Annotated in this window: 25 protein-coding genes and 1 riboswitch; of the genes, 16 read left to right on the forward strand and 9 right to left on the reverse strand. The window is 60.6% G+C overall.

The annotated features are described in order from the left end of the window. The first annotated feature begins 2 nt into the window (after positions 1–2). Genes ACZ500_RS24520 through rlmB form a run of 5 tightly spaced genes read left to right on the forward strand, consistent with a single transcriptional unit; the run spans position 3 to position 3,140 of the window. A complete protein-coding gene (locus ACZ500_RS24520) occupies positions 3–545 on the forward strand; it encodes a DUF4416 family protein (RefSeq protein ID WP_464230057.1) in 543 nt (180 codons plus the stop codon). Beyond that, positions 538–1,419 (forward strand): YicC/YloC family endoribonuclease, encoded by an 882-nt coding sequence (locus ACZ500_RS24525; protein ID WP_464230058.1) that lies wholly within the window; start codon positions 538–540, stop codon positions 1,417–1,419. The genes ACZ500_RS24520 and ACZ500_RS24525 overlap by 8 nt, the downstream gene beginning before the upstream one ends. A gap of 16 nt (positions 1,420–1,435) precedes the next feature. Continuing rightward, positions 1,436–1,708, forward strand: coding sequence for a DUF370 domain-containing protein (locus tag ACZ500_RS24530; protein WP_464230059.1), 273 nt, complete (start codon positions 1,436–1,438; stop codon positions 1,706–1,708). Continuing rightward, positions 1,708–2,367, forward strand: coding sequence for a guanylate kinase (gene gmk / locus ACZ500_RS24535; RefSeq protein WP_464230060.1), 660 nt, complete (start codon positions 1,708–1,710; stop codon positions 2,365–2,367). Before ACZ500_RS24530 ends, gmk begins: the two co-directional genes overlap by 1 nt. Before the next feature lie 8 nt (positions 2,368–2,375). Next, a complete protein-coding gene (gene rlmB / locus ACZ500_RS24540; RefSeq protein WP_464230061.1) occupies positions 2,376–3,140 on the forward strand; it encodes a 23S rRNA (guanosine(2251)-2'-O)-methyltransferase RlmB in 765 nt (254 codons plus the stop codon). 136 nt (positions 3,141–3,276) lie between these two features. On the opposite strand, the gene ACZ500_RS24545 is transcribed toward rlmB, so the two are convergent. After that, complete coding sequence (locus ACZ500_RS24545) at positions 3,277–3,921, reverse strand: Maf family protein (protein ID WP_464230062.1); 645 nt, start codon at positions 3,919–3,921, stop codon at positions 3,277–3,279. After that, positions 3,888–4,730 (reverse strand): TatD family hydrolase, encoded by an 843-nt coding sequence (locus tag ACZ500_RS24550; protein WP_464230063.1) that lies wholly within the window; start codon positions 4,728–4,730, stop codon positions 3,888–3,890. The genes ACZ500_RS24545 and ACZ500_RS24550 overlap by 34 nt, the downstream gene beginning before the upstream one ends. A 421-nt stretch (positions 4,731–5,151) precedes the next feature. Between ACZ500_RS24550 and ACZ500_RS24555 the strand changes: the two genes are divergently transcribed. From ACZ500_RS24555 to ACZ500_RS24565, 3 genes are all read left to right on the forward strand, one after another. After that, a complete protein-coding gene (locus tag ACZ500_RS24555) occupies positions 5,152–7,317 on the forward strand; it encodes an ATPase, T2SS/T4P/T4SS family (protein ID WP_464230064.1) in 2,166 nt (721 codons plus the stop codon). Between the two features lie 248 nt (positions 7,318–7,565). Beyond that, positions 7,566–8,237, forward strand: a complete 672-nt coding sequence (locus ACZ500_RS24560; RefSeq protein WP_464230065.1) for a PTS sugar transporter subunit IIA — start codon at positions 7,566–7,568, stop codon at positions 8,235–8,237. After that, positions 8,206–9,939 carry a chloride channel protein gene (locus ACZ500_RS24565; protein ID WP_464230066.1) on the forward strand — a complete coding sequence of 578 codons (1,734 nt, stop codon included), beginning with the start codon at positions 8,206–8,208 and terminating at the stop codon, positions 9,937–9,939. The genes ACZ500_RS24560 and ACZ500_RS24565 overlap by 32 nt, the downstream gene beginning before the upstream one ends. Before the next feature lie 124 nt (positions 9,940–10,063). Here ACZ500_RS24565 and ACZ500_RS24570 read toward each other — a convergent pair whose 3' ends face one another. After that, positions 10,064–11,545: a cation:proton antiporter gene (locus ACZ500_RS24570; RefSeq protein ID WP_464230067.1), complete on the reverse strand. Its 1,482-nt coding sequence runs from the start codon at positions 11,543–11,545 to the stop codon at positions 10,064–10,066. Between the two features lie 127 nt (positions 11,546–11,672). After that, positions 11,673–11,738: riboswitch (Fluoride riboswitch) on the reverse strand. A gap of 117 nt (positions 11,739–11,855) precedes the next feature. On the opposite strand from ACZ500_RS24570, the gene ACZ500_RS24575 reads away from it, so the two are divergent. The 4 genes from ACZ500_RS24575 to ACZ500_RS24590 all read left to right on the forward strand — a co-directional run bounded on the left by ACZ500_RS24575 (position 11,856) and on the right by ACZ500_RS24590 (position 15,160). Continuing rightward, positions 11,856–12,038: a hypothetical protein gene (locus tag ACZ500_RS24575; protein WP_464230068.1), complete on the forward strand. Its 183-nt coding sequence runs from the start codon at positions 11,856–11,858 to the stop codon at positions 12,036–12,038. A 356-nt stretch (positions 12,039–12,394) separates the two neighbouring features. After that, positions 12,395–12,733: a P-II family nitrogen regulator gene (locus ACZ500_RS24580; RefSeq protein WP_464230069.1), complete on the forward strand. Its 339-nt coding sequence runs from the start codon at positions 12,395–12,397 to the stop codon at positions 12,731–12,733. Positions 12,734–12,879: 146 nt separating this feature from the next. Then, positions 12,880–14,211, forward strand: a complete 1,332-nt coding sequence (locus tag ACZ500_RS24585) for an ammonium transporter (RefSeq protein ID WP_464230070.1) — start codon at positions 12,880–12,882, stop codon at positions 14,209–14,211. A gap of 166 nt (positions 14,212–14,377) precedes the next feature. Further along, a complete protein-coding gene (locus ACZ500_RS24590) occupies positions 14,378–15,160 on the forward strand; it encodes a TorF family putative porin (RefSeq protein WP_464230071.1) in 783 nt (260 codons plus the stop codon). 86 nt (positions 15,161–15,246) lie between these two features. On the opposite strand, the gene ACZ500_RS24595 is transcribed toward ACZ500_RS24590, so the two are convergent. From ACZ500_RS24595 to ACZ500_RS24605, 3 genes are all read right to left on the reverse strand, one after another. Next, the gene (locus tag ACZ500_RS24595; protein ID WP_464230072.1) at positions 15,247–16,314 is read right to left on the reverse strand and encodes a phosphotransferase family protein; all 1,068 of its coding nucleotides are present in this window, start codon (positions 16,312–16,314) and stop codon (positions 15,247–15,249) included. Between the two features lie 319 nt (positions 16,315–16,633). After that, positions 16,634–16,762, reverse strand: a complete 129-nt coding sequence (locus ACZ500_RS24600) for a hypothetical protein (protein WP_464230073.1) — start codon at positions 16,760–16,762, stop codon at positions 16,634–16,636. A gap of 15 nt (positions 16,763–16,777) precedes the next feature. After that, the gene (locus ACZ500_RS24605; RefSeq protein WP_464230074.1) at positions 16,778–16,930 is read right to left on the reverse strand and encodes a hypothetical protein; all 153 of its coding nucleotides are present in this window, start codon (positions 16,928–16,930) and stop codon (positions 16,778–16,780) included. Positions 16,931–17,198: 268 nt separating this feature from the next. On the opposite strand from ACZ500_RS24605, the gene ACZ500_RS24610 reads away from it, so the two are divergent. Then, a complete protein-coding gene (locus ACZ500_RS24610) occupies positions 17,199–19,127 on the forward strand; it encodes a sensor histidine kinase (RefSeq protein WP_464230075.1) in 1,929 nt (642 codons plus the stop codon). 62 nt (positions 19,128–19,189) lie between these two features. Next, complete coding sequence (locus ACZ500_RS24615) at positions 19,190–19,771, forward strand: nicotinate-nucleotide adenylyltransferase (protein WP_464230076.1); 582 nt, start codon at positions 19,190–19,192, stop codon at positions 19,769–19,771. Here ACZ500_RS24615 and ACZ500_RS24620 read toward each other — a convergent pair. Both ACZ500_RS24620 and ACZ500_RS24625 read right to left on the reverse strand, forming a co-directional pair. Beyond that, positions 19,746–20,135, reverse strand: a complete 390-nt coding sequence (locus tag ACZ500_RS24620) for a pyridoxamine 5'-phosphate oxidase family protein (protein ID WP_464230077.1) — start codon at positions 20,133–20,135, stop codon at positions 19,746–19,748. The genes ACZ500_RS24615 and ACZ500_RS24620 overlap by 26 nt on opposite strands. Positions 20,136–20,221: 86 nt before the next feature. Next, positions 20,222–21,760 carry an SDR family oxidoreductase gene (locus ACZ500_RS24625; RefSeq protein ID WP_464230078.1) on the reverse strand — a complete coding sequence of 513 codons (1,539 nt, stop codon included), beginning with the start codon at positions 21,758–21,760 and terminating at the stop codon, positions 20,222–20,224. A 359-nt stretch (positions 21,761–22,119) separates the two neighbouring features. Here ACZ500_RS24625 and ACZ500_RS24630 point away from each other — a divergent pair, with 359 nt between their 5' ends. Then, positions 22,120–23,184, forward strand: a complete 1,065-nt coding sequence (locus tag ACZ500_RS24630) for a class I SAM-dependent methyltransferase (protein WP_464230079.1) — start codon at positions 22,120–22,122, stop codon at positions 23,182–23,184. A 32-nt stretch (positions 23,185–23,216) separates the two neighbouring features. On the opposite strand, the gene ACZ500_RS24635 is transcribed toward ACZ500_RS24630, so the two are convergent. Next, complete coding sequence (locus ACZ500_RS24635) at positions 23,217–24,170, reverse strand: YbgA family protein (RefSeq protein WP_464230080.1); 954 nt, start codon at positions 24,168–24,170, stop codon at positions 23,217–23,219. A 259-nt stretch (positions 24,171–24,429) separates the two neighbouring features. On the opposite strand from ACZ500_RS24635, the gene ACZ500_RS24640 reads away from it, so the two are divergent. Continuing rightward, the gene (locus tag ACZ500_RS24640) at positions 24,430–24,867 is read left to right on the forward strand and encodes a pyridoxamine 5'-phosphate oxidase family protein (RefSeq protein WP_464230081.1); all 438 of its coding nucleotides are present in this window, start codon (positions 24,430–24,432) and stop codon (positions 24,865–24,867) included. Positions 24,868–24,940 lie beyond the last annotated feature (73 nt).

Genomic DNA, 24,940 nt, shown 5'->3' on the forward strand with positions numbered 1-24,940 from the left:
CCGTGAGTCGCCCCAACCCTCCGCCCCCGGTAAAACTGATTGTCAGTCTGTTCTCGGCCCGTGAGTCCATTCTGGAAGAGGTGATCGAGCGTCTGTCGGTGCTTTTCGGGCCGATCGATGACCTCGGGCCCCGGGGCTTCTTTGATCGTTCGATTTATTACGCTGCGGAGATGGGATGGCCGCTGCATCGCCGCTATGCCTCCTTCGAGCGCCTGATTCAGACTGCGGACCTGGTGGCCGCCAAAATCGCCACCAATGCCCTGGAGAAGGAATCGGCTGCAACGGCCGGCCGGCGTCGGGTCAACATCGATCCCGGCATCCTGTCGGTGGAGCGGCTGATCCTCGGTACCGGGAAGAATTTCACCCATCGCGTATACCTCTCGCAGGGGATCTATGCCGATTTGACCCTGATCTTTCAGAGGGGGAGCTTTCGTCCGTTGGAATGGACTTACCCGGACTACGCCGACCCGGTCATGATCGAATGGCTCAATGCGGTGCGCCGGAACTACAGGGAGCAATTGAGGGGGGAAAAGAACCGTGATTAGAAGCATGACGGCCTTTGGCCGGGGAGAGTCCGCGCGCAGCGATATGCAGCTTGTGGTGGAGATGCGGTCTTTGAACAACCGCTATCGGGATGTCATTGTCAAATTGCCGAGATCGCTTCAATTTCTTGAGGAAGATATCCGAAATTCGCTTGCGGGGGTTGTCCAGCGTGGTCGGGTCGAAGTGGCGGTTCAATCCATCGCCAATGGGGAGGAGCGACCGGGCCGCCTGGAGCTGAATGAGCCGGTGGTCAAGGCCTACCTGGCGGTCTTCGATCGTCTGTCCGAGGAGTTCGGCATGCCGCGTGACATCCGGATGGATCGGTTTTGCCTGTTGAACGACGTCATCGTGCGCAAGCCGGAAGAGCTGGATGAAACAGGCATTCGGACCTGCGCCTCCGAGGCCATGGAGCAGGCGGTCGCCGCCTTCGAGGCCATGCGGACGAGGGAAGGGGTGGCCATCGAGGCTGATTTCGATATCCGCCTGGATCTGCTCTCGCAGTACGCAGAACAGGTTGCGGAGAGCGCCCCGCAGGTCGCGGAACTCTACCGCCGGCGTTTGAAGGACCACATCGGCAAGATCCTGGGTGAGAGCGAACTCGACGAGGGGCGGCTGGCCCAGGAGGTGGCCCTCTTCGCCGAACGAGCGGATATCACCGAAGAACTGGTGCGTTTGCGAAGCCACCTCGAGCAGTTCAGGATCTATCTCGGCAGCGCCGAGGCCGTTGGGCGGCGGTTGGATTTCCTGCTCCAGGAGATGCACCGGGAGATCAACACGCTGAGCGCCAAGGCCTCCGATTCAGGGATTTCCCGGCTGGTGGTGGAGATGAAATCGGAACTCGAAAAGATCCGCGAACAGGTCCAAAACGTGGAATGACAAGGAGCAGGGAAGGATGAGCACAAAACTGGTCAATATCGGTTTCGGGAATTCCGTTGTGTCGCGGCGGGTGATTGCGATTATTTCGCCGAACGCGGCCCCCATCAAGCGTCTGCGGGACGAGGCGCGCGAAGAAAAGCGTCTCATCGATGCCACGCAGGGCCGGCGCACCCGCTCCGTGATCATCACGGACAGCAACCACGTCATCCTTTCCGCAATCCAGTCCGAGACGATCGCGCAGCGCTTCAACCCGAACGGCACCCTGATGAAGGAAGATCTGGAAGAGTGATGCTGCAGGGACAGATTTTCATCTTTTCCGCCCCGTCGGGCGGGGGCAAATCGACCATCATCGGCGAGCTGCGCAAACGGGTCGGCGGTCTGGGGTATGCGGTTTCCCACACGAGCCGGGCTCCGCGAAAGGAGGAAGAGGAGGGCGTCCACTACTATTTCGTGGATCGTGAGACCTTCGAGCGGATGATCGCCCAGGGGGGCTTCGTGGAGTGGGCCCCGGTTTATGACGCCCTGTACGGCACGTCCTTCATGACCCTGGAGGAGCAGACCGCCAATGGGCTCGATGTGGTCATGGATGTGGATGTGCAGGGCGCCCGCAGCATCCGACGGCGTTTTCCCGAGAGCGTCTCGATCTACATCGTACCGCCTTCCATCGCCATGCTGGCCGAGCGGCTTCGCAGCCGCGGGACGGACAGTGAAGCGGCCGTCGAGCGCCGGCTGCGGGCCGCCGTGGGCGAAATCCATCACTGCCTGGATTACGATTACATCATTGTAAACCACCTCCTGGAGGATGCGGTCAAGGAGGCCGAAGCGGTCATCCTGGCGGCGCGATGCCGGACTGCACGCCGTGAGATGATCGCCCGCCGGGCTTTTCCGGAGTCTTTTGCGTTGCCGGCTGATGCAGGAGAGGCCGGAGCCCTTGCAACGAAAGGATGAACGCGGTTTTGCCTGAAAGGTCTGAAGACGTCGAAGAGGTATTGATCCCGGGGTTTCATGCCGTCAGGGAGGCCCTGTTTCGCGGGGGCATCGCCCTGAAAGAAGTCTGGCTCGCCGACGGCAGGATGTCGCCCCGTCTGCGTGAACTGGCGGACCTGGCCGCCGGGATGGGCATTGCGGTCAGAGAAAAACCGGCGGCGGTCTTTGCCGAACGCTTTCCCGATGTGGCCCACCAGGGCGTGGCGGCCGTTGCAGCGGCCTTTGTCTACGCGGATCTTGAGGATACGGCCCGGAGATCCCTCGAAAGACCCGGGGGCGCCCTTTTCGTGGCGCTGGATCATGTGACCGATGAGGGGAACCTAGGGGCCTTGATTCGGACTGCGGCCTTTTTTGGCGCCCAGGGAATGATCCTCCCCAAGGACCGGTCGGCCGGGATCTCACCCCGCGTGCTCAAACGGGCTTCAGGGGCCTGTGCGGTCCTGCCTGTCGTTCAGGTCGTCAATCTTGTCCGGAGCCTCCAGCAGCTCAAGAAGCTGGGGTACTGGGTGATTGGGGCCGCAGGGGAAAGCAGCTTATCCATTCATGATTTCGATTGGCGGCGGTCTGTAGTGCTGGTCCTGGGCAACGAAGAAAGAGGGCTCAGCCCCGGGATCAGAAGATGCTGTGATCAGCTGGTTGCGGTTCCGGGATCGGGTCTGATGGAATCCTTGAACGTATCGGTGGCCGGAGGAGTCATCCTGGCCGAGATCCGGCGCCAGGGCATGACCCGTTGATAGCGGGGGAGAGGGCCTGACCCCGGGCTCCGGATCCTGTCCGCCGGCCGGTCCTTTGTGATTGGGCGGGGGCTGGATCACATCGAGGATTTGGCGGCCCCTGCGGAATCAACGCCGGACCGGGAATGGAAGGTTTTTATCTTGGCAGGGGAAACGTTCCCAATGCGTCCACGGCAAGCAGGGCCTTGACCACGGCGCAGACCGGCAATCCGACCACGTTGGTGTAGGACCCCACAATACCCGCGACCAGAAATGCGCCCACGCCCTGGATCGCATAGCCTCCTGCCTTTCCCATCGGCTCGCCTGTGGCTGCGTATCCCCTGATTTCCCCATCTGAGAGCTGCTTGAAACGGACGACCGTCGTCACTGCCTCGCTGTGGACCGCCCGGCCGTCGGGGCACAGCAAACAAAAACCGGTGATGACATGATGCTCCTTTCCGTTCAGACGACCGATCATCCTCACGGCGTCGCCGGCATCGACCGGCTTTCCGAGAACCTCCCGGTCGATCACGACAAGCGTATCGGCGCCCAGGGTCCAGCGGTCGCTCAGGCGGCTGAAAACCTCCCGGGCCTTTTCGGAGGCGAGCCTTTGAACCAATGCCTCCGGCTCGGCGTGAAAACGGCTTTCCTCCGCAACGCTTGGCGCGATCTTGAAAGGGAGCCCGATCTGTTCGAGCAGCTGCCTCCGGCGGGGTGAGGCGGAGGCGAGCGTCAAGGGGTTTTGGCGGCTGATTTTCCCGGCCGGTTTCATGGCGCTTCGTCGATCCCGAATAGACAGCATGCATTTTCCATCGTCACCCTGGCGATTTCCTCCTCGGGGAGGCTTCGTAGTGAAGCGATCTCTCGGGCTGTATAACGGACAAACGCCGGCTCGTTCCGTTTGCCGCGCATGGGCACAGGGGCGAGGTACGGGGCGTCGGTTTCGATCAGCAGGGCGTCGAGCGGAATGCCCCGAGCCACCTCCCTGACCTGGGTTGCCTTCGGAAATGTTACGGTTCCGGGGATGGAGATGTAAAAACCCAGGCCGATGAAGGTGCGTGCCAGGTCGAGATCCCCCGAAAAGCAATGAATGACGCCGCGCCGATCCTTGGCTCCCGCCCTCCGGACCTCCTCGAGGACGTCCAGATGGGCCTCGCGGTCGTGGATGATCACCGGGAGGCCGAGATCGGCGGCGATCTCGAGCTGTTGCATGAACAGAGGCTTTTGAGTGTGTGCCGGACAATAGCCCCGGTAGTAATCGAGCCCGATTTCTCCCCAGGCGACGACCTTTGGGGCAGCGGACAGGGCCGCCAGTCTCTCCAGGTCGCCTGGCGTACAGTCCGCTGCGTTGTGCGGGTGATACCCCACCGCGGCATAGGTCCGCTCGTGGTTTGCTGCGATGGCGATCGCGCGGATCGAACTGGCCAGGTCGATGCCCACCGTCAGAACGGCCTCCACCTGTACCTCTCGGGCGCGCTGGAAAACCCCTTCGAGATCGTCCGCGAACGCCTCCATATCCAGATGTGCATGGGTGTCGAACAGCATCGTCCCTTCTTTCGATTCATGGCGGATGTGTCCTGACAGGATCCGTTCCGGATCATTTTCTGTCAAGTGCCCACCAGTAGGCGATTTGGAAATGAGGATTTTTCTTCACACCCTTCGGGTGCTCAGTCCCACCCCTACGGGATTCTTTCCGGATTGGAACTGTATAGAAGATTTGAAGCGCGGAGGCAAACTATTCCCTTGTCAGACCGTGAAAATTCTTTAGAATGATCCGCGCAGGCGGCCCCTGCGCACCGATCCCACGGACCTCCCCCTTATGCTGAGATAATCCTTCCGCGGCGCCCCCCGCCCAGCAGAGCCTTCCGGAAGCAATCGGAGATGAATGATGGAAGCTGAAAAGGGAAGCCGGTTGCGAAGTGCCCACGCAGAATGGCCTGGTCGATTCGACAAAAAATTCGATACGTTCTTGCAGACGGTTACAAACGATTGGGGCACGGATGTTTCGTATTTTCGGTTGCGGGAGGGGCTTATGGGATGGTTCGATGCAGACTGGGCCACTCTCTACGCGGTGGATGCCGGTCGAGGTGAGATGGTTTCTTTGCCGGGGAACTCCTCCGATTTCGGGTGTGAGCGCATCCAGATCGATCGGAGATCGATCGCCGGGTACTGCGCAGCCACCGGAGAGCCGGTCAACCTCCGGGATGCATCGGATCGCGCGGCCTTGGATGTCTTGGATCCCGAAATGGGTGTGATGCAATGCCGCGGTGTGAACGGCCCCTTTCAACCCGGTCCTCTGCTGGCCTTTCCGGTCATCCAGGATTCCGTTCGGCTGGGCGTGATACTCCTTGCACGGCAGGCGGGGTGCGGTGCGTTCGGCGGTCGGGAGGCGGCCGGGATGCGGGCGCTGGCATCGGTTCTGAGCCGTGCCCTGAGCAAAGGCGGATGGACGGCCGGCACGAGCCCCGCTTCGCGATTTGCCACCCTTCTCGCTGCTGAAGTCCTGAGCCTCGGAGAACTGAACGATGCCGAAAATCGGGCAAAGGCGACCGGGCGGCCTTTAGAAGGCGTCCTTCTGAACGAATATCACCTTTCGAAGCAGGATCTCGGTCGCGCCTTGGCCGGGTATTACAGGATGCCCTATCTTGCCTTCCGTGAGGATCTCCACTTCCCCGTCAATCGGCTTTCAGGAGTGAACGTCGGCTTTCTGAGAAAGAACGGCATGGTTCCCGTTTGGAAGGATCTCGAAAAACGCGGCGTTCTGGTGGCGATGCGCGACCCGGCCGACCTCCAGGCCAGGGATGCCATAAGCCGGATCTTTCCCGGTAAGACTCTGGCTTATGCTGTTGCACTGGATGAGGATATCCAGCGGATGGTCGATCTGCTGGAGCGCAGGCGGCGGGATGGAACCTCCGTCGAGGCCCCCGGGATCGAGATGCTCCTCCAGGACCTGGAGCCGGCTCCGGTGGAAGCCGAGGAGGAGCGGGAAGAACCGACCGAGCAGGACAGCATCATCGTTCAACTGGTCAATCGGATGATCCTGGATGCCTACCGGCAGCGCGCCTCAGACATCCACATCGAGCCGTGCTCCGGAAAAGCCGGTACCCTGATACGTTTCAGGGTGGATGGCGCCTGCCGGATTTATCAGACCATCCCCGCCAGTTATCAGCGGCCGGTGGTTTCCAGGATCAAGATCATGGCCGATATGGACATCTCGGAGCGGCGGCTTCCGCAGGACGGTAAGATTATGTTCAGGCGCTTCAGCCCCCTGGACATCGAGCTGCGGGTGGCCTCCGTCCCGCTTGGAGGGTTGAACGAAGACATCGTGCTCCGGATTCTTCCGCGGCATGCGGCGCAGAGCATCCGCAGGATAGAGATGGATGCCCGCGACGAGGCATGTTTCAGAGAGCTGATCTCCAAGCCCTATGGTCTTGTCCTCGTCGTTGGTCCGACCGGCAGCGGGAAGACGACGACGCTTCACGCGGCGCTGGCCGAGATCAATCAAACCGAGCGAAAGATCTGGACGGCCGAAGATCCGGTCGAGATCACCCAGGAGGGATTGCGCCAGGTCCAGATCAACCGTAAGATCGGTTACGACTTTGCCGCCGCCCTCAGGTCTTTCCTGAGAGCCGATCCGGACGTGATCATGGTCGGCGAGATGCGGGACCGGGAAACCGCGGCCATCGGCATCGAGGCCTCCCTTACGGGTCATCTCGTGTTGAGTACGCTGCATACCAACAGCGCTGCCGAGACCATCGTCCGACTGCTCGAGTTGGGCCTCGAACCCTGCAATTTCGCCGATGCGCTGCTTGGTGTGCTGGCCCAACGGCTTGTTAGGACCCTCTGCCGGCGATGCAGAGAACCGCGGCGGCCCGACCCTCGGGACTATGATGGTTTGAAGGCGGCCTACGGCGAGGGTTGGTCCGGCCTAAATGTCCCCTCGAGCGGTATAAGCCTTTTCACCCCCGGGGGATGTCCTCATTGCAGCCAGAGCGGATACAGCGGAAGGGCCGCCATTTGCGAACTGCTCCTTTGCACGGATCCGATGAAGGACCTCATCCGGCGGGGTGCGCCGGTTGACGCGCTGAAGGCTCAGGCCGCCCGCGACGGGATGACGACGCTGATGCAGAACGGGGTCCGTAAGGTTATGCAAGGTGTTACAGATCTTCAGGAAGTCAGGCGGGTCTGCCTGCGCTAGGAACGGAAACCTGGCGACGGCGATGCAGATCGGGGGACTATCTGCATACGCCCGGAGGGGCGCTTCGGCGTGCCGGTCGCCGTGGATCGAATCGAGCCGCCGGTGCCTGAAAAACCTTGTTTTTTGCCCGCGACCTTGACATGCTAAAAAGTTTATGGTTTTCGACAAAAGCCGGCTGGCGATGAGGTCAGACCCTCGGCTGCATGAATTCCGTTCTCAGCCAAAGAAGAAGACACGGTAAACATTCCATGAAGCTTGATTTGAAGAAGGCGGAGGCGCTCCTGGGTATATCCGCCATGACGATCCAGCGCTGGGCCCGCCAGGGCCGGATACCCGTGAGGGAGGAAAAGGGGGCCCTCGTTTTCAAACAGAAGGAGCTCGAACGATGGGCCATGAACCGGCAGTGGCCGTTGCGGCAGGATCGTGGTCTTTCTCGAGCGGATGCGGCCTTGGGCGCGGAAGATCTTTCGGATGCCCTGCGCCGCGGAGGGGTTTTTTTCGATGTCCCCGGCAAGACGGTCAAAGAGGTCTTGAGCGAGGTGGCCGGTTTGGCCCCGCTGTCGGTCGACGTGGATCGTGAAGGACTGATCGGGTTCCTGGAAGAAAGGGAAAGGCTGGCGAGCACCGGCATCGGGCGTGGGGTTGCCATCCCGCATCCGCGCGAGCCATTGGCGTCCCTTGGCAATCGGTCCATCGTGACGGCGGCCTTTCTGGAGCGGCCGGTGGATTTCAGGGCGGTAGACGGCATCCCGGTCTTTCTGGTATTCCTTATGTTGAGTTCCACAACCCGCATCCATCTTCATCTGCTGTCGCGATTGAGTCTCTGTCTTCGGGACGCCTCGATCACGGAGCGATTGTCGACCTATCGCGACGAGGATGCCTTTTTGAATGATATGGCCAAGGCCGAGCGGGGATCGTAAGGGCATGCAACGCGTCCTGCAGCGATTGGATGAACGTCTTCAACTCGTTTTGATCTCCTGCGTCGTGGGGGTCTGCGGCGGTCTTCTGTCCGTTTTGCTGAACCGTTCCCTCCACGCCTTCGCCGGCTGGGTCAAGCCGTTCAGAGGCGAGATCTACGCGATTCTTTTCCCCGCAGGCGGCGCGATGCTTTCATGGATCTTCCTGAACTACCTCATGCGCGAGAAAGGCGGTCACGGCGTCCCGGAGGTGATCCAGAGCGTATCGCGGCGGGGTGGGGTGCTGCCATTCAGGACCAGCTTTTCGCGCCTGGTTTCAGCGCTCCTGACCATCGGCAGCGGGGGGTCGGCCGGTCCGGAAGGGCCGGTCGTCATCAGCGGCGCCAGCATCGGCTCCAATATTGCGGACTTCTTCGGCCTCAAAGACCGGCAGCGCGTTGTCATTGCGGGGTGTGGGGCTTCGGCCGCGATCGGCGCCATCTTCAATGCCCCTGTGGCGGGGATCGCCTTCACGCTGGAAGTGATCCTGGGGGAATGGGCGCCTGTAAACCTCATCCCCATTGCCATGGCATCGGTGGTTGGCACCTCCGTGAGCCGGCTGCTGCAGGGCAACCAGATCCCCTTCGAGCACCAGGCGTTTTCGGTCACGGGGGTGGATCTGGTGGCCTGCATCGGGCTGGCGCTGCTCACGACCTGCAGTTCGGTTGGTCTCATGCGGATGGTCTCGACGGTCCACATCCACTCCCGCAGATGGCTGGCCGTCGGCTGGCTGCGCGCCGGAATGGGGGGTTTCCTGGTCGGAGGCATCGGCATGTTCCTGCCGGCTGTCCTCGGTGAGGGTTATGAGGTGATCCGTGAGATCCTCAGAGAGGAGAGCTTGGCCGGCGTGGGCATGGTTGCCCTCATGGTTGCCGCCAAGATCCTCGTAACGGGCTTGACCCTCGGAAGCGGCGGTTCAGGGGGGCTTTTCGCGCCGTGCCTGGTGGTCGGCTGCTTTACCGGCCTGTTCTATCAGCGCGCACTGGTTTGGTTGATGCCTTCGGTCGAATGGGCCGGTGAGAGCTATTTCGCCCTGCTTGGCATGGCCGGCGTGATCAGCAGCGTCATGCAGGCCCCGATGACCGGCATCTTTCTGATCAGTGAGATTACGGGCGGCTACGAGGTTTTGCTTTCCGTCGTGCTGGTGTCTGTCCTGAGTGTGTCCATCAGCACCTATGCGGAACCCGTCTCCGTCTATCATCGGGACCTGGTGGCAACGGGCGAGTTTCTGCGCCCGGGGTCGGACCGGAAGATCCTTTCAGACCTCGATATCGCCGAACTCCTCGAAACCGACTGTGTCCCCCTCTACCCGGAGATGCTCTTGAAGGACCTGGTGGCGAGGGTGGAGCGGGGGCGCCGGAACTATTTTCCTGTGGAGGATTCAAAGACCGGCGGTTTCCTGGGGATGGTCCACCTGGATGATGTGCGGCCGTTTATCTTCAACCCGGATCTCCAGCACTCCGTGCTGGTTGAAGAGGTCATGCAGCGGGATGTTCCAACCGTCACCTTCGACGATGATCTCGGCCATGTTTTTCAGCTCTTCGATGAGGAAAGGGCCTGGAGCCTGCCGGTTGTCCACCGGGACGGCCGATTTGCCGGCCTGATCTCGAAGGCCACCATCCTGGACCACTACCGTAGGGAGTTGATGGCGCAGCAGAACGTGTAGGATGGGAAGACGCGCTTCCACCCCATGCGCTGGAAGACGGCCCTGCGTCTGCCGGACGGGGGTTACAGCCGCCTGCGGGTTTCCCTGCAGGTTGCCGCGGGCCGATCGGTCGTCGATCCGTCTCCTACCAGTCATAAAGGATTTCCCACTCGTCGACGAAGGCCGGTCCCTGGGCGATGTAGGTGTGCATCAGGGTCTTTCCGGTCCCCGGCTTCCCTTTCGGGTCTTCCATCCAGAATCGTTGCACGATGGCCGGGGTCTCGGCCGCGTCTTTCGATCGGCCCGGTTTTTCCTCGGCCGGTGTCCAGATCTCCTTTTCCTCGATGACCTTCCACACCGCGCCGGAGGCCTTGTTCCGAACCCGTTCTCCGACCCGCGCCAGACCCTGCCTTTCGCGCAGATCCTTGAAACGGTAATTCGATCGCTCGCCATGGTCCAGGATCCGTTCGCCCATGACCATGATTCCGATCGCCCCCAAAGGAGCGGTCAGGACGATGGAGAGGACCGCCACCGCGAGGATGATCTCGCCCCCCGCCACACCGGCCGCCAGAGGGATTGCGCCGATGGCCGCCTGCACCGTGGCCTTCGGCACGTAAGCGACGACGCAGAAGAGCCGCTCTTTCCAGTTGAGGGGCGTGCCGAGAAGGGAAAGGTAGGTGCCGATGCTGCGAAAGAAAAGCCCTGCCAGGACCACCCCCATGCCGGCAAGACCGGCCTTCCATGCCACCTGCACATTCACCTGGGCACCGACGAGCACGAAGAGCAGCAGTTCGGCGAAGACCCAGATCTTCTTGAGCTTCTGGGAGATGATGTGCGCGATCGGCTCCGATTTCTCCAGGATGATGAATCCGATCGCCATCACCCCGAGAAGGCTTGCCACAGGAACCCATCGTTCGACGGCCCCTTCGATCCAGGTGAGCAGAATGGCCGTGCCCAAGACGACGAGGGTCCGCTTCGGCGGCCGCCAGTCGTAGCGGCGAAAAAGCCACAGCAGAAAAAACCCCGGGATGATTCCCATCAGGATGCCCAGACCGATGGAAAGAGGAACCTCCGCCAGTTGGGCCCAGAGGTGGATCTCCCCGCCGCCGGCCATCCCGAGAGCGATTGTGAAGAGCACGATCACGAAGACGTCATCGATAGCGGATGCCCCGAGGAGCAGGGTTGGAATGCCCTTCTGCGTCCCGCGGCCGCGGTCCATGAAATCGATCATGAGCGGCACCACGACAGCGGGGGAGACGGCCCCCAGGATGGTTCCCAGAACAGCCGCCTCGAGGTGGGTGATCGGAAGGAGCATGGGGCCGATCCACGTGACGGCGGCGATCTCGAAGAGCGCCGGGACCATGCTCAAGGTAACGGCCGCCTTCCCGACGCGGTTCAGGGTGTCGCGCCGCAGTTCGAAGCCGGCCCGCAGCAGAATGACGATCAGTGCGATCTTACGGAAATCGCCGGATACGTTCATCATCTCCGGGGATATGAGGTCGAGCACATAGGGCCCGGCGAATACGCCTACGAAGAGCATCCCTACGAGTCCTGGGAGTTTCACCCTCCGCAGCAGGTAATCCGCACCCAGTCCAAGCAGGATGATCAGGGCGATGCTGACGGCCATAGCCTATGCCTTTCCAAATTGCATGCGGGGTTCCGTCCGCGCTTTTGAAGCCGAACAGTCGAAAAAACCCCATCGGTCATGGACGCGATGGGGTTTTTCCGACTGTGCTATCGATACACCTGCCCCATGCGGAGCAGGAGTCATCATCCCTCGGATCAGGGCGGTTCAGGCAGACTCCATTGCCTGTCTTCGTTTCGGAGAGATGATATTTCAGGCCGGTCTCGATGTCAACCATCCCGGCGTGATTCGACCCTTTGCCTATGGCAGATATTTCTCGTCCTCACACCTCTTACCTGGTTTCTATCCGGAAATGGTCTTTTTGGCCAATCTCGGCGTCAATCTGCACGTTTGCTTGTGCGGCGACCTGCAGGTCGCCTCTGCGCAAACGCTTGATTTCCTTGGTATTGGCCAGATCGGGACCCGCCGCGTAGCGGTGGGACTGAGCGGCGAAGCGGTGAAGAAACCGGGACCCGCCGTGAAGCGGTGGGACTGAGCACCCGAAGGGTGTGAAGAAAAATCCTCATTTCCGGATTGGAAACGGGGTTCTATAGGGAAATCATTTCCGGATGGATACTACCTGGAAGACATGCACGGTCTGAAGGCGGATGCTCATCCGCAATAAATACAAAATAGTAGCATATATTCTAATATTATACAAAATTGTATACAGCATCCTGCGGCCGGAAATCATTGGTGACTTATAAACACAATAAATGCAATTGCTTATAAAAAATGGCCGCCTCGTGCGATGATCGGCACGGATCTGGCAATCGTAGGTTTCCATGAAATTCCCGGGATGATTTCGCAGCGGCCAAGCGCAGCTGCAACATGGAATGAGGAGGAAGGAGTGTGAAAAAGATCGAAGCCATTATCAAACCGTTCAAACTGAACGAGGTGAAGGCCGCTCTCACCGAGGCCGGCGTCAAAGGGATCACGGTCAGCGAAGTCAAGGGGTTCGGCCGTCAGAGGGGGCACCGTGAAACCTATCGCGGGGCGGAATACCAGATCGACTTTGTTCCGAAGGTCAAGATCGATGTGGTCGTCGAGGCCGACCTGGTGCCGAAAGTGGTTGCGGCGATAACGGGTACGGCGCGGACCGGTCAGATCGGTGACGGGAAGATATTCGTTCTGCCGATTGAAGAGGCGGTGCGCATCCGCACCGGTGAATCGGGCCGGGACGCTTTATAGCAGATCTCATTTCAAGGAGGTCAAGGGTTGCCTGGCCGGCGGGGTCTTTTCCGGATGCAAACCGGTCAGGCCGATTATCGGAGGTGCGCACGCAACCCCCGAGAGGCGGTTTGCGTTGTCGCTGGATCGAGAGGAGACGTATTTACATGAAGACAGCCCTGTTTTTGCTCATTTTTGTGGGGGGTGCTTTGGCCCGTGCCTGGGCGGGAGACGAGGCCCCGACGCCTATGTCGAACAAAGAGGCGATCGCGTTGGTCCAAACGCATGCTGACTATGTATGGACCCTTGTTGCGGCTGCGTTGGTATTTTTTATGCAGGCCGGTTTTGCCATGGTGGAGGCGGGTTTTACCCGCGCCAAAAACGCCATCAATATCATGATGAAAAACCTCATGGATTTTTCCATGGGGTCTTTGGCCTTCTGGGCGCTCGGCTTCGGATTGATGTTCGGTGCCTCGAGTACCGGGTGGATCGGAACAAGCGGGTTTTTCCTGAGCGATTTCGAAGTGGGCGGTGACCCGTGGGTACTGGCCTTCTGGATGTTCCAGGTGGTCTTTGCGGCTACGGCCGCCACGATCGTATCCGGTGCCATGGCCGAACGGACCAAATTCTCCGGTTATCTGGTCTACAGTCTCTTTGTAAGCGGTCTCATTTACCCGATTTTCGGAAGCTGGGCCTGGGGCGGGCTTTTCAACGGCGGCGGCTGGCTCGAAGGTCTTGGGTTCATCGATTTCGCCGGTTCGACGGTGGTCCACTCCGTGGGCGGCTGGTCGGCTCTTGCCGGAGCGATCGTGCTGGGTCCGCGGATCGGAAAGTATCTTCCGGACGGCACGATACGCCCCATTCTCGGGCATAATATCCCGCTGGCGGCCATCGGTGTCTTTATCCTGTGGCTCGGCTGGTTCGGCTTCAATCCGGGCTCGACCACTGCGGCCAACAAGGATATCGCGCTGATCTTCGTGAACACCAATCTGGCTGCAGCGACCGGCTGCATCCTCGCCATGGTGACGTCGTGGTGGAAGTTCGGCAAACCCGACGCGGGCATGAGCCTGAACGGCGCACTGGCTGGGCTTGTCGCGATTACCAGCCCCTGCGCGACGGTATTGCCGCTCAGTGCCGTGGTCATCGGTGCGGTGGCGGGTGTTCTGGTGGTTTTTTCGGTGGTGTTTTTCGATCGGATGAAGGTAGACGATCCGGTCGGCGCGATCTCGGTGCACGGCGTCAACGGCGCCTGGGGCACTTTGGCTGCCGGTATCTTCAACATGGGAGGGACCTCGGCAAAGATCATCGGTGTGCAGCTTCTGGGGATCGGCACCTGCTTTGTGTGGACCTTCCTGATGGCCTTCGTTCTCTTCAAGGTCATCGACAAGACGATGGGATTGAGGGTCAAACCGGAAGAAGAGGCCGAAGGCCTCGACCACGGCGAACATGGCGGCAATGCCTATCCGGATTTTGAAGTATCTTCCTATGCGCAGCAATAGGCCGCCTCAAGGACCCCCGAGGCGCGCGGGGCCGCCCGGGGGATGGAAGAGGTGACCCGCCCCACCCCCTGTTTGGAGGGACGTGGTGGCAGATGGAAGTCCGTAAACCTGTTGGAGTCGGGACCGGGAGCCCGTCGAAGAAATGAAATCCAAAGGAGGAAAAATCATGAAAAGGTTCAATAGCTTAATCATAATAACGCTCACTCTGGCCGTCCTGCTGTCTGCGGCTGTCGTTCCGACCTGGGCTGAAGAGGAGGCCGCCCCGACCGCTTCGGCGGACATCGCGTTCATGAGTCAGTACATCTGGCGGGGGTACGAACTGAGCAAGGACAGTTTGGTGATTCAACCGTCGGTGACGGTGGGGTATATGGGGTTCAGCCTCAATCTCTGGGGCAACATCGATACGGATGTCTACGGGGATGACCGCAGCGAGGCCCAATGGAACGAAACCGACCTGACATTCGGCTATGAGCGGACGGTTGGCCCCGTAAACTTGGGGGCGGGATATATTTACTATGCCCTGGATGCTCTGGACGATTCCCAGGAACTCTATGCCAGCGCCGGGCTGGACATATTCCTTTCTCCGACCTTGACCGTCTATCGAGAGATCGCCCACGTTCCGGCCTGGTATCTGAAACTCGGGATATCTCACTCGTTCGAGCTGCCGCGGGATATCACCCTCGATCTCGGGGCCTCGGCCGGGTACTACTTTTCGGATGACGACGATTTTTCGGAGGCTGGGAACCCGAACGAGAAGTACCGCAGCCTGCATGACGGGCTCGTTTCCGTGGGGTTTACCATCCCGCTCGGCAAAACCTTCAGTTGTGTCCCCATGGTCGCTTACTCTTTCCCGCTCTCGAGCGAGGCCGATGACCTGCTCACGGATGCAAGTTACAGCGACGATTCGGACTTTTTCTTCGGAGGGGTGACCTTCTCCATGGCCTTTTAAGTCCCTCTGCCGCTCCCCCTGCAGAGACCTGCCCCGGTCCACTTTTGTGTGGGCCGCGAGGCAGGTTTTTTTGGGGCGGATCGGCCCTAAGCCTCTGGCTGGTCGGCCAGGTAGTGCGGCATGCTTTCGAGATCGAAACGCCCGGTGTCGAGCACGGCGAGGCCGAAGGCGATGAGCTTTCGTTTGACGGCCGCGGTGTCCTCAGGGTAGAAGCGCGGGTTGGCGATTACCAGGACGCGGAAGGCGAAGAACGGTTGAACCAAATCCAGAAGCTCGTCGTCCCGGGTCAACTCGAGGTAGGTGTCCAAGAAGAGTCGGCAGAGTTCGGCGAAGGGCCCCTCGAAGCGTCCGCGATCCTTCAACGCGTAATAAATATAGTTGGATGCCAGGCAGCTGACATCGTCGGCGGCTTCCCCCCATCTGCCGCGCGAGCGGTCGAGCAGGGTAAAATCCTGCCCATGGAAGCGGATGTTGCCGGGGTGGTAATCCCCATGGACGTTGCAGAGCCTTTCGACCTTGCCCCGGATCTTCCCCCACCAGGAGATCCCTTTGCGGGCGAACCCGAGGAGTTCTTCCTCAGCGGCGAAGGATACGGCGTCGTACGTGTCGATGATGCCCATGATGCACTCGCCGTGGCCGATCAGCTCGCGGATTCTGCGGCGATAGAGGGATCGCCCGTTCGGGCCGGTATAGCGCCGCCGGTGCAGCCGGGCCAGAAACCGTGCCAACGCCCGCGTCCTTTCCCTGTCCTGGTCGTCGAGGGCGTGGCGCTGCAGGATGGCATCCAGGTCCTCCACATACGGCATGCCGGGCGCGGTTCGCATGAGGATGTAAAACTCGTGGGCGTCCTTCAGAGAGATCAGTCCTTCCGGGGTGTCGCCCACGACGTCGATCGCCTCGACATGCTGCGGCATATCGTTGTAGTCCGCATGGGCGAGGAGTAGAACCCGCGCACGGTCCGAATAATGGTCATGGCCGAATTCCGCCGGGAAGAGGGTTTTCAGGATCAGATTCCGCTCTTCTCCCCCCGCTTCGAAAGTGACTTTGAACGCGGTGCCGTGAACCCCTTTCCCGAGCCGGTCCATCATCAGCGGCGATACGCCGGCACCGTAAACGGTTTCGAGATACCGTTGAACCTTGGTCTCGAGATCCATGATGTCTCTCCTTTCCGGGTGGCAGAAGCGGGCGCGGCTCTCAGTCCAATAAACGGCCGTGCCCGCTTGCAGGCGGTGCTCCCGGTTTCATCGCTCGGCGCACCCGGGAGCGCATTTGAGATTGAAATGAGGGTCCGTATTGGGTATAAATGATCTTCTCTGGGAAATCGCCCCCCCCTCAGGCTGGACCTGTAAAGAAAGCGCCTCGTTTTTGGATGGGGATCGGTCTGGCTTGTTTGAAGGCAAACCAGAGAGTACTCGATCGTTCTCAATCAAAAACATAAGGTTTTATTGCTGGTCAGCGTCCATCCGGAAATGTTTATTCAGCACGACCCAGTTTCCATTCCGGAAATGAGGATTTTTCTTCACACCCTTCGGGTGCTCGGTCTCCCACCCCTGCGGGGCGGTTCCCGGTTTGGCCAATATCAATGAAATCAATCAGTAGCACTGGGGCGACTTGTAGTCAGCCGCACAAGCAAACGTGCGGATCAATGCCGAGATTGGCCAAAAAGGCCATTCCCGGATGGAAACTGGTTACACCCGCCCGGGCGCTGCGCCCTGATGGAGACGAATCGGTGCTATGGCCGGCAGGTCCTCTCTGCGCGCGGCATCGCATGCCCGGAGGTAGAGGTTCGGAAAACACGCAAATCCAGCCCGCTGCAGAGGGTTTGCGCACAGGGCGCAGGTGAAGAAAGAGAGCCGTCGCTTGGCAAAGTTCACTATAGCATCAGTCTGCACGGAAGTCACCCGCACCCGTTTGGAGGTTTGGCTCGGTAGTGCAGCGTTTCCCCAAAACGGGTGAATGCCCTGCTCCGGATTCGACAAAGGCCGACGACCGGGGGACATGGCTGGAATGGGCTCCGGCCGGTGAAGATATGCCGATCATGGAACAGCCGACCTACCGACAACTGACCGAGCGCGTTCGGGAACTCGAAAAGGAACTGGCGGACCTGCGCCATACGCAGGAGGAATTGCGCCGGACGGAGAAGCGTTACAGGACCCTTCTGGAGTTCGTTCCCTACGCGGTGGCCCTTCTTACACTGGACGGCAGGGTGAGCTACGTCAATTCGGCCTTCACGGAGATCTTCGGCTGGACGTCGGACGAGTTGATCGGGACGAGGATCCCTTATGTCCCGCAGGGCCTGGTGGAGGAGACGCAGGAATACCTCGGCCGACTGCGTGAAAACCGGGTCGTGATGAGGCATGAGACCAAACGGCTGACGAAGGACGGCCGCTTGGTCGATGTGGTCATTCGAGCGGCTGTTTACAATGCCTTTGCCAGTACGCCCGCAGGCGAGTTGATCATCATCCGGGACGTCACCCGTGAGAAGCGCATCGCCCGCCACAACGCCGCCATGCTTCGCATCAGCACGGGGCTGCATGCCCACCCGGATCTCGAAGGCCTTCTGGATTACATCAGCAGCGAGGTTCGCATCCTGGTGAATGTCCAGGGGGCCATCGTCGTTCTCAGGGATGAGGAGAAGAACGAGCTTTTCTTCCTGGGGGTGGCCTATGACGACAGCGACCTCCAGCGGAAGGCCAAGGAGATCCGCTACCCCGCGGACAATCCTGGTGTTGCGGCGCAGGTTATCCGGACCGGCGAAGCGCTTCTCATCCCCGACACGTCGAAGTTCCGCGATTATTCCTCCTTCGTGGACCGGCAGCTCGGCTATACGACGCACGATATCCTGGCGGTTCCCCTGAGGAGCGGGGATCGCATCATCGGCGTCCTCCTGGCGCTCAACAAGAAGGAAGGTGTCTTCGATCAGACGGATGTGGAACTGCTGACGACCGTGGCAGGCACCTTGGGCCTTTCGATCGAGAATGCCCGTTTCGCCGATCAGATACGCCGGGCCTACATGGAAGTGAGCAGCATGAACCGGGCGAAGGACAAGGTGATCAACCACCTGTCCCATGAGTTGAAGACACCGATTTCCGTCCTCCTGCTTTCTCTCACGATTCTTTCCCGGAAATTGGCCGAATTGTCAGACCGTTCCTGGCAGAGCACGATCGATCGCGCCCGCCGCAATCTGGATCGTTTGATGGAGATCCAGTACCAGGTTGAGGACATTATGCGGGAGAGGCCCTATCCCCACTATGGCATCCTCGTGTCGCTCCTCGATGCCTGCGCCGACGAACTCGAAGCCCTGATCGCCGATGAGGCCGGGGAAGGCCCGATAGTGACCCGCATCCGCCGGCGCATCGAAGAGATGTTCGCGCCGCGCGAGAGCGTCCCGGAGGAGATCCGGCTGGATGTCTTGGTGCCGGAGGTTTTGAGAAAGATCGAAACCTTTTTCCCGCACCGTGAAATCGATCTGACAACGGACATTACAGCCGTGCCGCCGGTTCGGCTGCCGCCCGATGTGGCGGAAAAGGTCGCCGAAGGGCTGGTCAAGAACGCGATCGAGAACACCCCGGACGAGGGGCATGTCCGGGTGAGAGTGAGCGGTAAAGAAGGGCGCGTCATCCTGGAGGTCCAGGACGAGGGGGTTGGGATTACGGCCGAGAATCAGAGGCGAATCTTCGAAGGTTTTTTCACCACGCGGGATACGATGGCCTATTCGTCTAAAAGGCCCTACGATTTCAATGCCGGCGGCAAGGGCATCGACCTCCTGCGGATGAAGGTGTTCGCCGATCGGTATGGATTCGAGTTCGACATGGTGTCTTCGCGGTGCCGCTTCATCCCGAAGGAGGCGGATGAGTGTGCCGGAAGGATCAGCGCCTGCGGCTTTGTCCAGGATCGAACGGAGTGCCGTGAATCGGGTGGGACGACAATCCGTGTCACGTTTCCGACGGCAGACCGGCTGAGGTGATATCCACGGGGCCGGCGGTCCCTGTTCTGACCACACCGGAAGGGCCGTTTTACGGAGGGGGTTTGATCGAGACGGGTGTCATCCACGGGCGGTTCCAGATCCTGCATCAGGACCACATGCGGTATCTGATGGCGGGAAAGGCCTTGACGCGACATCTGGTGGTCGGCATCACCAACCCCGACCCGCAGAAGACCGGCTTCGATGCCGCGGACCCCGAGCGGAGCCTGCCTTCGTCCAATCCTCTGACCTATTTCGAGCGTTACATCCTTCTGAAACATGCCCTCCTGGAGGAAGGGCTCGGGCCGATGGAATTCTCGATCGTCCCCTTTCCGATCAACCTGCCTGAACTCTATCGGTATTATGTGCCCCTCTCCGCGACCTTTTTCCTGACGATTTACGATGCCTGGGGAAAACGGAAGAAAGAGCGCTTCGAGTCGCTCGGTCTGAAGATCCACGTCCTTTGGGAAAAGCCGCCCTCGGAGAAGGGATTGAGCGGCAAGACCGTGCGTGGCCGAATGGCTGCGGGCGAGGCATGGGAACACCTGGTGCCGCCTGCAACCATTCCGCTTCTGAAGGCATGGGCCGTCCCCGAACGTCTCCGCCTGCAGGCGGCAGGGGCTAACCCTTTTCCCCGGATCCAATGAGTGGAAGGGCCTTCTCGACTTCGAAGAAGACCAGAAACCGGGACGCCTCCTCGTGCTCCTCTTCGGCGGCGTACTTCTTCCTCCGCAGGCTGTAGAGAAGATCGGTGTCCTGCTCCTCCCGGAGTTTTTTCAGGAACAGACGCTTTCCCTTGTACCCCGGGCCCTCCTCCATGAAGAGATAGGCGGCATAGAGGTTTGAAAGAAGGTTGTGGTGGGTCAGGCGGTCGGCCATGATGAAGGCCACGGATCCATCATCCATGAAGTGGGGTTTCGCATAGACGGCCAGATCGACGCGTCCTTCCGCATCGGCGGTGGCAAGGATGCCCCGCCCCTTGATGTTTTCGAAGTAGCTCTTCAGGTCCAATGGTGCCTCCACGGTTTGGGGGCTTACAGCTGCGGCCGCCTGCATGTCTGACTTTTCTGCCGGCGGCCGGTCTATTTCCCCTAAAGCTAAGGTTTCGTATTCAAGGCGCAAGCGTTTTTCGCAGGGCGCGGCGCAAACTGCTCCGGATCACCGGCCAGACGGTGATGGGTCGCTTCGGCGATCCCTTTGAGCATCCCCGTGTAAAGCCACTGGTGGGTCGGGTAGAAGGCGTACCAGTATAGGATGCCGAAAAGTCCCTTGGGGCGGAACCGCGAATACTGTTCGAGGAGGGTCCGGTCCTCCCCGAGTGGCTGCAGCCTGAATTCCAGGGTCGCTTCACCGGGAAGCTTCATCTCGGCCAGCAGCAGCAGGCGCCGGCCCTCCTCGAGGCCGATGACTCGCCAGAAATCGAGGGCGTCGCCGTACCGGATCTCCGTCCGGTCACGGCGCCCGCGCCGCAGCCCGACGCCACCGATCATCCGGTCCATGGCGCCTCGCAGGGCCCAGAGCCTGTCCGCGAAATACCAGCCGGTTCCTCCGCCGATACGCGCGATCGGCTCCCAGACCTCTTCGGCCGGCGCCTCGACGATGACCCGGTAGCCGCATTCGAAGAGGGTCCCGCCGGCGTATGGGGCATCTCCGCAATCCAGCCATTCCGGGATGCGCATCGGACCGGCATCGCTCCAGCAGGTCTGGATCCCGCTGCCGCTCCGCGTCTGCTCCAGGGCATGCCCGATGGCCTCCCGGCACGATAGCAGGCGCTGGGGGATGATCTCGCGGATGCGGTTTTCTTCGCAGACCACCGGAACGGACAGCCCTTCGACCAACGGTTTCGCGAGGGAAATCGGGACGGGGGTTACCAGGTGCAGCCAGTGCGAACTGAGCCTCGGGCTCAGCACAGGGACGGGGATGATCACGCGTCTTGGCAGGCGGGCTTCTTCGGCGTACGTCTCGAGCAGCCGCTGGTAGGTGAGGACGTCCGGGCCCCCGATGTCGTAGGTGTTGCCGCGGGTCTCCTCTTGCTCCAGACAGCCTTTCAGATACTGCAGCACGTTGCTGATCGCGATTGGCTGGACGGGGTTCCGGACCCAGCGCGGGGTGATCATCACGGGCAGGCGCTCGACGAGGTAGCGGATCAGTTCGAAGGAGGCGCTTCCGGCCCCCAGGATGACCGCTGCTCGTAGAAAGGTGATCGGCACTTTTCCGGTCTGGAGGATGCGGGCCACCTCGGCCCGGGAGCGCAGGTGCCTGCTTGCCATGGGGTGGTTGGAGCCCAGGCCGCCAAGATAGATGATCCTCTCGACCCCTCCCGCGGCGGCCGCCCGTGCCATGTGCTCGGCGGCCTCCCGGTCGGTCCGGTCGAAATCCTTGCTGCGCGGATTCATGGAATGGACGAGATAGAAGGCCGCGCGGCAGCCTTCACAGGCGGTTGTGAGCGCAGCCTCGTCCAGCATGTCGGCCTCGGCGATTTCGATCTGCGGGTGCGCCCCCCAGGGCCGGCAGCGCAGTTTGGCGGCCGAGCGGCCCACCACCCGGACACGATGCCCCGCCTCGAGGAGCAGCGGGACCAGCCTCCCTCCGACGTAGCCTGTCGCGCCGGTTACCAGTACGGGTCGTTCGTCCATGATGCGTCCTCCAGAAAAACGTTGCCAGGAAGCGGTTTCAGGAAAGGGTGCCGATGAACACCGGTCGGCGCCGGCGGAGCGGTCGGCCGGGAACCTTTAAGGCGTGCGGCGCCGTACGCCCGGGATGCATGACCCGGAGGCGCGGCAGGTGCCGCCGCTGAGATGGCGCTTGGCAAGCCCGCCGGCGCGCACGTCGGTGGAATCTCATAGAAATCGCACCGATCCCGATTGACAATCCGCCAAGCCGCTTTATCATAAATTCAAAGAGCGATTGAAGCAAATACTAACCCGCCCAGAGATGGGGCTACGAGCCGGGTCCAGGTGTTGGATACCGGCTTTTTCTATGGAGGTGAAGGGTTATGCGTACCGTGGAGAGCGTTTTACAGGAAAAGGGTTTCGAGCTGAGTCCCGTGAATCTTGCGGAAGCCTTTGCGCGCCTGGACGATTCGAACGACGCGGTGTTTTATGCCACAGACCGTTTCGTCAGTCACCTGGACCGGACGGCCCTCGATGCGGTCGAGAAGGTGATCGGAGATCTGGTGGTGGAAGAGGCGCCGGTCATCCTGGATCTGATGGCGGGCTGGGATTCGCATCTGCCGGCATCCCTCCGTCCTGCGCGTCTCGTGGGGCTTGGGCTCAACCGCAACGAATTGGACCGCAATTCGGCTTTGACCGAGAGGGTCCTGCACGACTTGAATGCGGATCCGCAGCTTCCGTTTGCTGACGAAACGTTCGATATAGTCCTGAACACGGTTTCTGTGGACTACCTGACCCGGCCCTTCGGGGTTTTCAGGGAAGCCGGGCGTGTTCTCAAGCCGGGCGGCCTCTTTCTGGTGATCTTTTCCAACCGGATGTTTCCCCAGAAGGCGGTCAAGATCTGGCGCGAGTCCGGCGAGGAGGAGCGGGTGATCCTCGTGCAGGAATTCTTCGAGCGGAGCGGGCTTTTCGAAGCGCCGAAGGATTTCGCTTCGAAAGGGCGGCCGCGGCCTGCGGACGACAAGTATGCGGGCATGGGACTCCCGAGCGATCCGGTCTACGCCGTTTACGCCGAGCGGAAGGGCGGCGGGAATCGCGGGAAACGCCCCGAGCCGGTTGTGCCCTATCACGGGAGGCTCGGCGAGGACGGATTGGAGGCACGGAAAAAGGTTGTCAGGGAGACGCTCTGCTGCCCCCATTGCGGGGAGCGCCTGAAGAAGTGGCTCGTTCCCGACAACCCGTTTGCCCAGACCTGGGACAACGACTACATGTACATCTGCTTCAACGATGCCTGTCCCTATTATGTCCGGGGATGGGATCATATGCACCGGGACGGCAACCGCGGGAGTTCTTATCGTCTGATGTATCACCCTGAGAAGGACCGCTGCTTCCCGATCCCGGTCCCCACGCCAAAGGCGCTCCGGGACGGGATCGTCGAAGACGAGTGATAGATACGCAATCCTCCCCCGCGGGGCCGGGCTCAGACGTGCGTCCGCAGCTTCAGCTCCGTGGGATGCGGATTGAGATAGACCTGATCGGCCAAGTACTCCTGACCGTATTTTCGCACATAGTGGTTGAGCAAGGTGATCGGCACGAGCAGCGGGATCATCCCCCGGGCGTACTGATCGATCAGGGTCAGCATCTCCTGCTTCTCGTCGGCGGAGAGGTCCCGCTTGAAGTAGCCGAGCATATGCTGGAGGACGTTGGTGTTTTTCCGGGTCGTTGTCTTCAGGGCGAGGGCGGTCATGAGCAGGGTCTCATAAGTCTCGTAAAGTTGCTCGATCGGCTGCGTTTTGCCCGCGGCGACCCGTTTCCCCATTTCACGATAGTGTTTTTCACTGTGGGAGAGGATCAGGAGTTTGTGCCGGGTGTGGAACCGGACCAGCTGTCCGAGGTCTTTTTTCTCGGCGAGGGTTTCACGCCAGCGTTTGAGGGTGAAGATCCTTTCGATGAAATTTTCCCTCAAGCGCGGATCGTGGAGGCGTCCTTCATCTTCGGTGGGGATCAGTGGAAAGCGGTCCATGAAGAGCCCGGCGAAGATCCCCCGGCCGGTCTTGTTCGGCATCCCACTCTCGTTGTAAACCTTCACCCGCTCCATACCGGAGCTGGGTGAGTTGCTCTTGAAGATGAATCCGCAGAGCCTCTCGCCGGCGAGTTCGGCCAGTCGTTTCTCGGCCCACTGGAGCATCTGATCCGTCAGGTCCCGGCCGCTCCTGATCGTGACCAGCCGGGGGGCCGACGGGTCGCCTACGAGCCGCATGGCCTCCCGGGGTACCCCCAGGCCGCATTCCGTCTCGGGGCAGACCGGCACGTAGTCCACGTACTGACCGAGGGTATCCCTGATGAAACGATCGAGCTTGTGCCCGCCGTCATACCGGACGTCCTGACCGAGCAGGCACGTGCTGACACCGAGTTTGATCTGCGCGCTGTCCATGGGTCCTTTCCTCCGTATTAAAATTGTGCCGAGGCGTCAGTTACACCGCTCGAGGGCAGGTCCCTGTTTCTTCAGCGGCTGCACCGCCGCGCATTCGCAAGATCCTTTGATAGCAGGAAGCGGCGGTTTAGGGAAGTGAAAACCTTTGACGATGCCCCCGGGTGACCGGTCGGCCCCCTGCGATTTCGATTTTGCACAAAGGCGCCGATTTGCCGTAGGATAAAATAGGGACAGGATACAGAACATACAGGAGGGGCCGATGACGATCGCGATCATGCAAAAGATGCTGCAGGACTATGACCTCTGCGTCATGGCGACGGAAGCCGGCGGCAAACCGCACTGCTCCTTGATGGCGTATGTGTGCGACGAGGATTGCCGCCACATGTATATGGCGACGTATAAGAACTCGACCAAATGGCGGAATCTGGCTGAAAACCCGTCGGTAAGCTGCCTTGTGGACACCCGGGAGCGGCACGGAAGGGACCGGCGCACTGAAGTGCAGGCGCTCACGGTGACGGGGGTCTGCGAACCTGTCGGAAACGGTGTGGAAGAGGAGCGCGTGCGCGGCCGCCTGCTTGCGGCACATCCGCAGCTGAAGGTCTTTTTGGGGGATCCGGATTGCGGGATCATCGCCGTGCGAATCCTTTCCTTTCTTCTCCTCGATGGATTGACCCATGCCCGATATGTCGAGGCGTGAGAGGATCTGGTGAGCCCATCACGGAGGAGGGTTGAGAGGGGTGCGCAATCCTCCGATATATCGAAGCCCGAGG

The sequence above is a fragment of the Desulfatiglans parachlorophenolica genome (assembly GCF_055394735.1).

What these genes read in the sequence shown, in the direction of transcription:
- ACZ500_RS24560 (WP_464230065.1), top strand. Translation starts at nt 7,566, where the DNA reads ATGAAGCTTGATTTGAAGAAGGCGGAGGCGCTCCTGGGTATATCCGCC.
- ACZ500_RS24565 (WP_464230066.1), top strand. Translation starts at nt 8,206, where the DNA reads ATGATATGGCCAAGGCCGAGCGGGGATCGTAAGGGCATGCAACGCGTC.
- ACZ500_RS24585 (WP_464230070.1), top strand. Translation starts at nt 12,880, where the DNA reads ATGAAGACAGCCCTGTTTTTGCTCATTTTTGTGGGGGGTGCTTTGGCC.
- ACZ500_RS24610 (WP_464230075.1), top strand. Translation starts at nt 17,199, where the DNA reads ATGGAACAGCCGACCTACCGACAACTGACCGAGCGCGTTCGGGAACTC.
- ACZ500_RS24630 (WP_464230079.1), top strand. Translation starts at nt 22,120, where the DNA reads ATGCGTACCGTGGAGAGCGTTTTACAGGAAAAGGGTTTCGAGCTGAGT.
- ACZ500_RS24595 (WP_464230072.1), bottom strand. Translation starts at nt 16,314, where the DNA reads ATGGATCTCGAGACCAAGGTTCAACGGTATCTCGAAACCGTTTACGGT.
- ACZ500_RS24570 (WP_464230067.1), bottom strand. Translation starts at nt 11,545, where the DNA reads ATGGCCGTCAGCATCGCCCTGATCATCCTGCTTGGACTGGGTGCGGAT.
- gmk (WP_464230060.1), top strand. Translation starts at nt 1,708, where the DNA reads ATGCTGCAGGGACAGATTTTCATCTTTTCCGCCCCGTCGGGCGGGGGC.
- ACZ500_RS24640 (WP_464230081.1), top strand. Translation starts at nt 24,430, where the DNA reads ATGACGATCGCGATCATGCAAAAGATGCTGCAGGACTATGACCTCTGC.
- ACZ500_RS24530 (WP_464230059.1), top strand. Translation starts at nt 1,436, where the DNA reads ATGAGCACAAAACTGGTCAATATCGGTTTCGGGAATTCCGTTGTGTCG.
- ACZ500_RS24635 (WP_464230080.1), bottom strand. Translation starts at nt 24,170, where the DNA reads ATGGACAGCGCGCAGATCAAACTCGGTGTCAGCACGTGCCTGCTCGGT.
- ACZ500_RS24605 (WP_464230074.1), bottom strand. Translation starts at nt 16,930, where the DNA reads ATGCGATGCCGCGCGCAGAGAGGACCTGCCGGCCATAGCACCGATTCG.
- ACZ500_RS24590 (WP_464230071.1), top strand. Translation starts at nt 14,378, where the DNA reads ATGAAAAGGTTCAATAGCTTAATCATAATAACGCTCACTCTGGCCGTC.
- ACZ500_RS24545 (WP_464230062.1), bottom strand. Translation starts at nt 3,921, where the DNA reads ATGCTGTCTATTCGGGATCGACGAAGCGCCATGAAACCGGCCGGGAAA.
- ACZ500_RS24555 (WP_464230064.1), top strand. Translation starts at nt 5,152, where the DNA reads ATGGGATGGTTCGATGCAGACTGGGCCACTCTCTACGCGGTGGATGCC.
- ACZ500_RS24575 (WP_464230068.1), top strand. Translation starts at nt 11,856, where the DNA reads ATGGTCTTTTTGGCCAATCTCGGCGTCAATCTGCACGTTTGCTTGTGC.
- ACZ500_RS24625 (WP_464230078.1), bottom strand. Translation starts at nt 21,760, where the DNA reads ATGGACGAACGACCCGTACTGGTAACCGGCGCGACAGGCTACGTCGGA.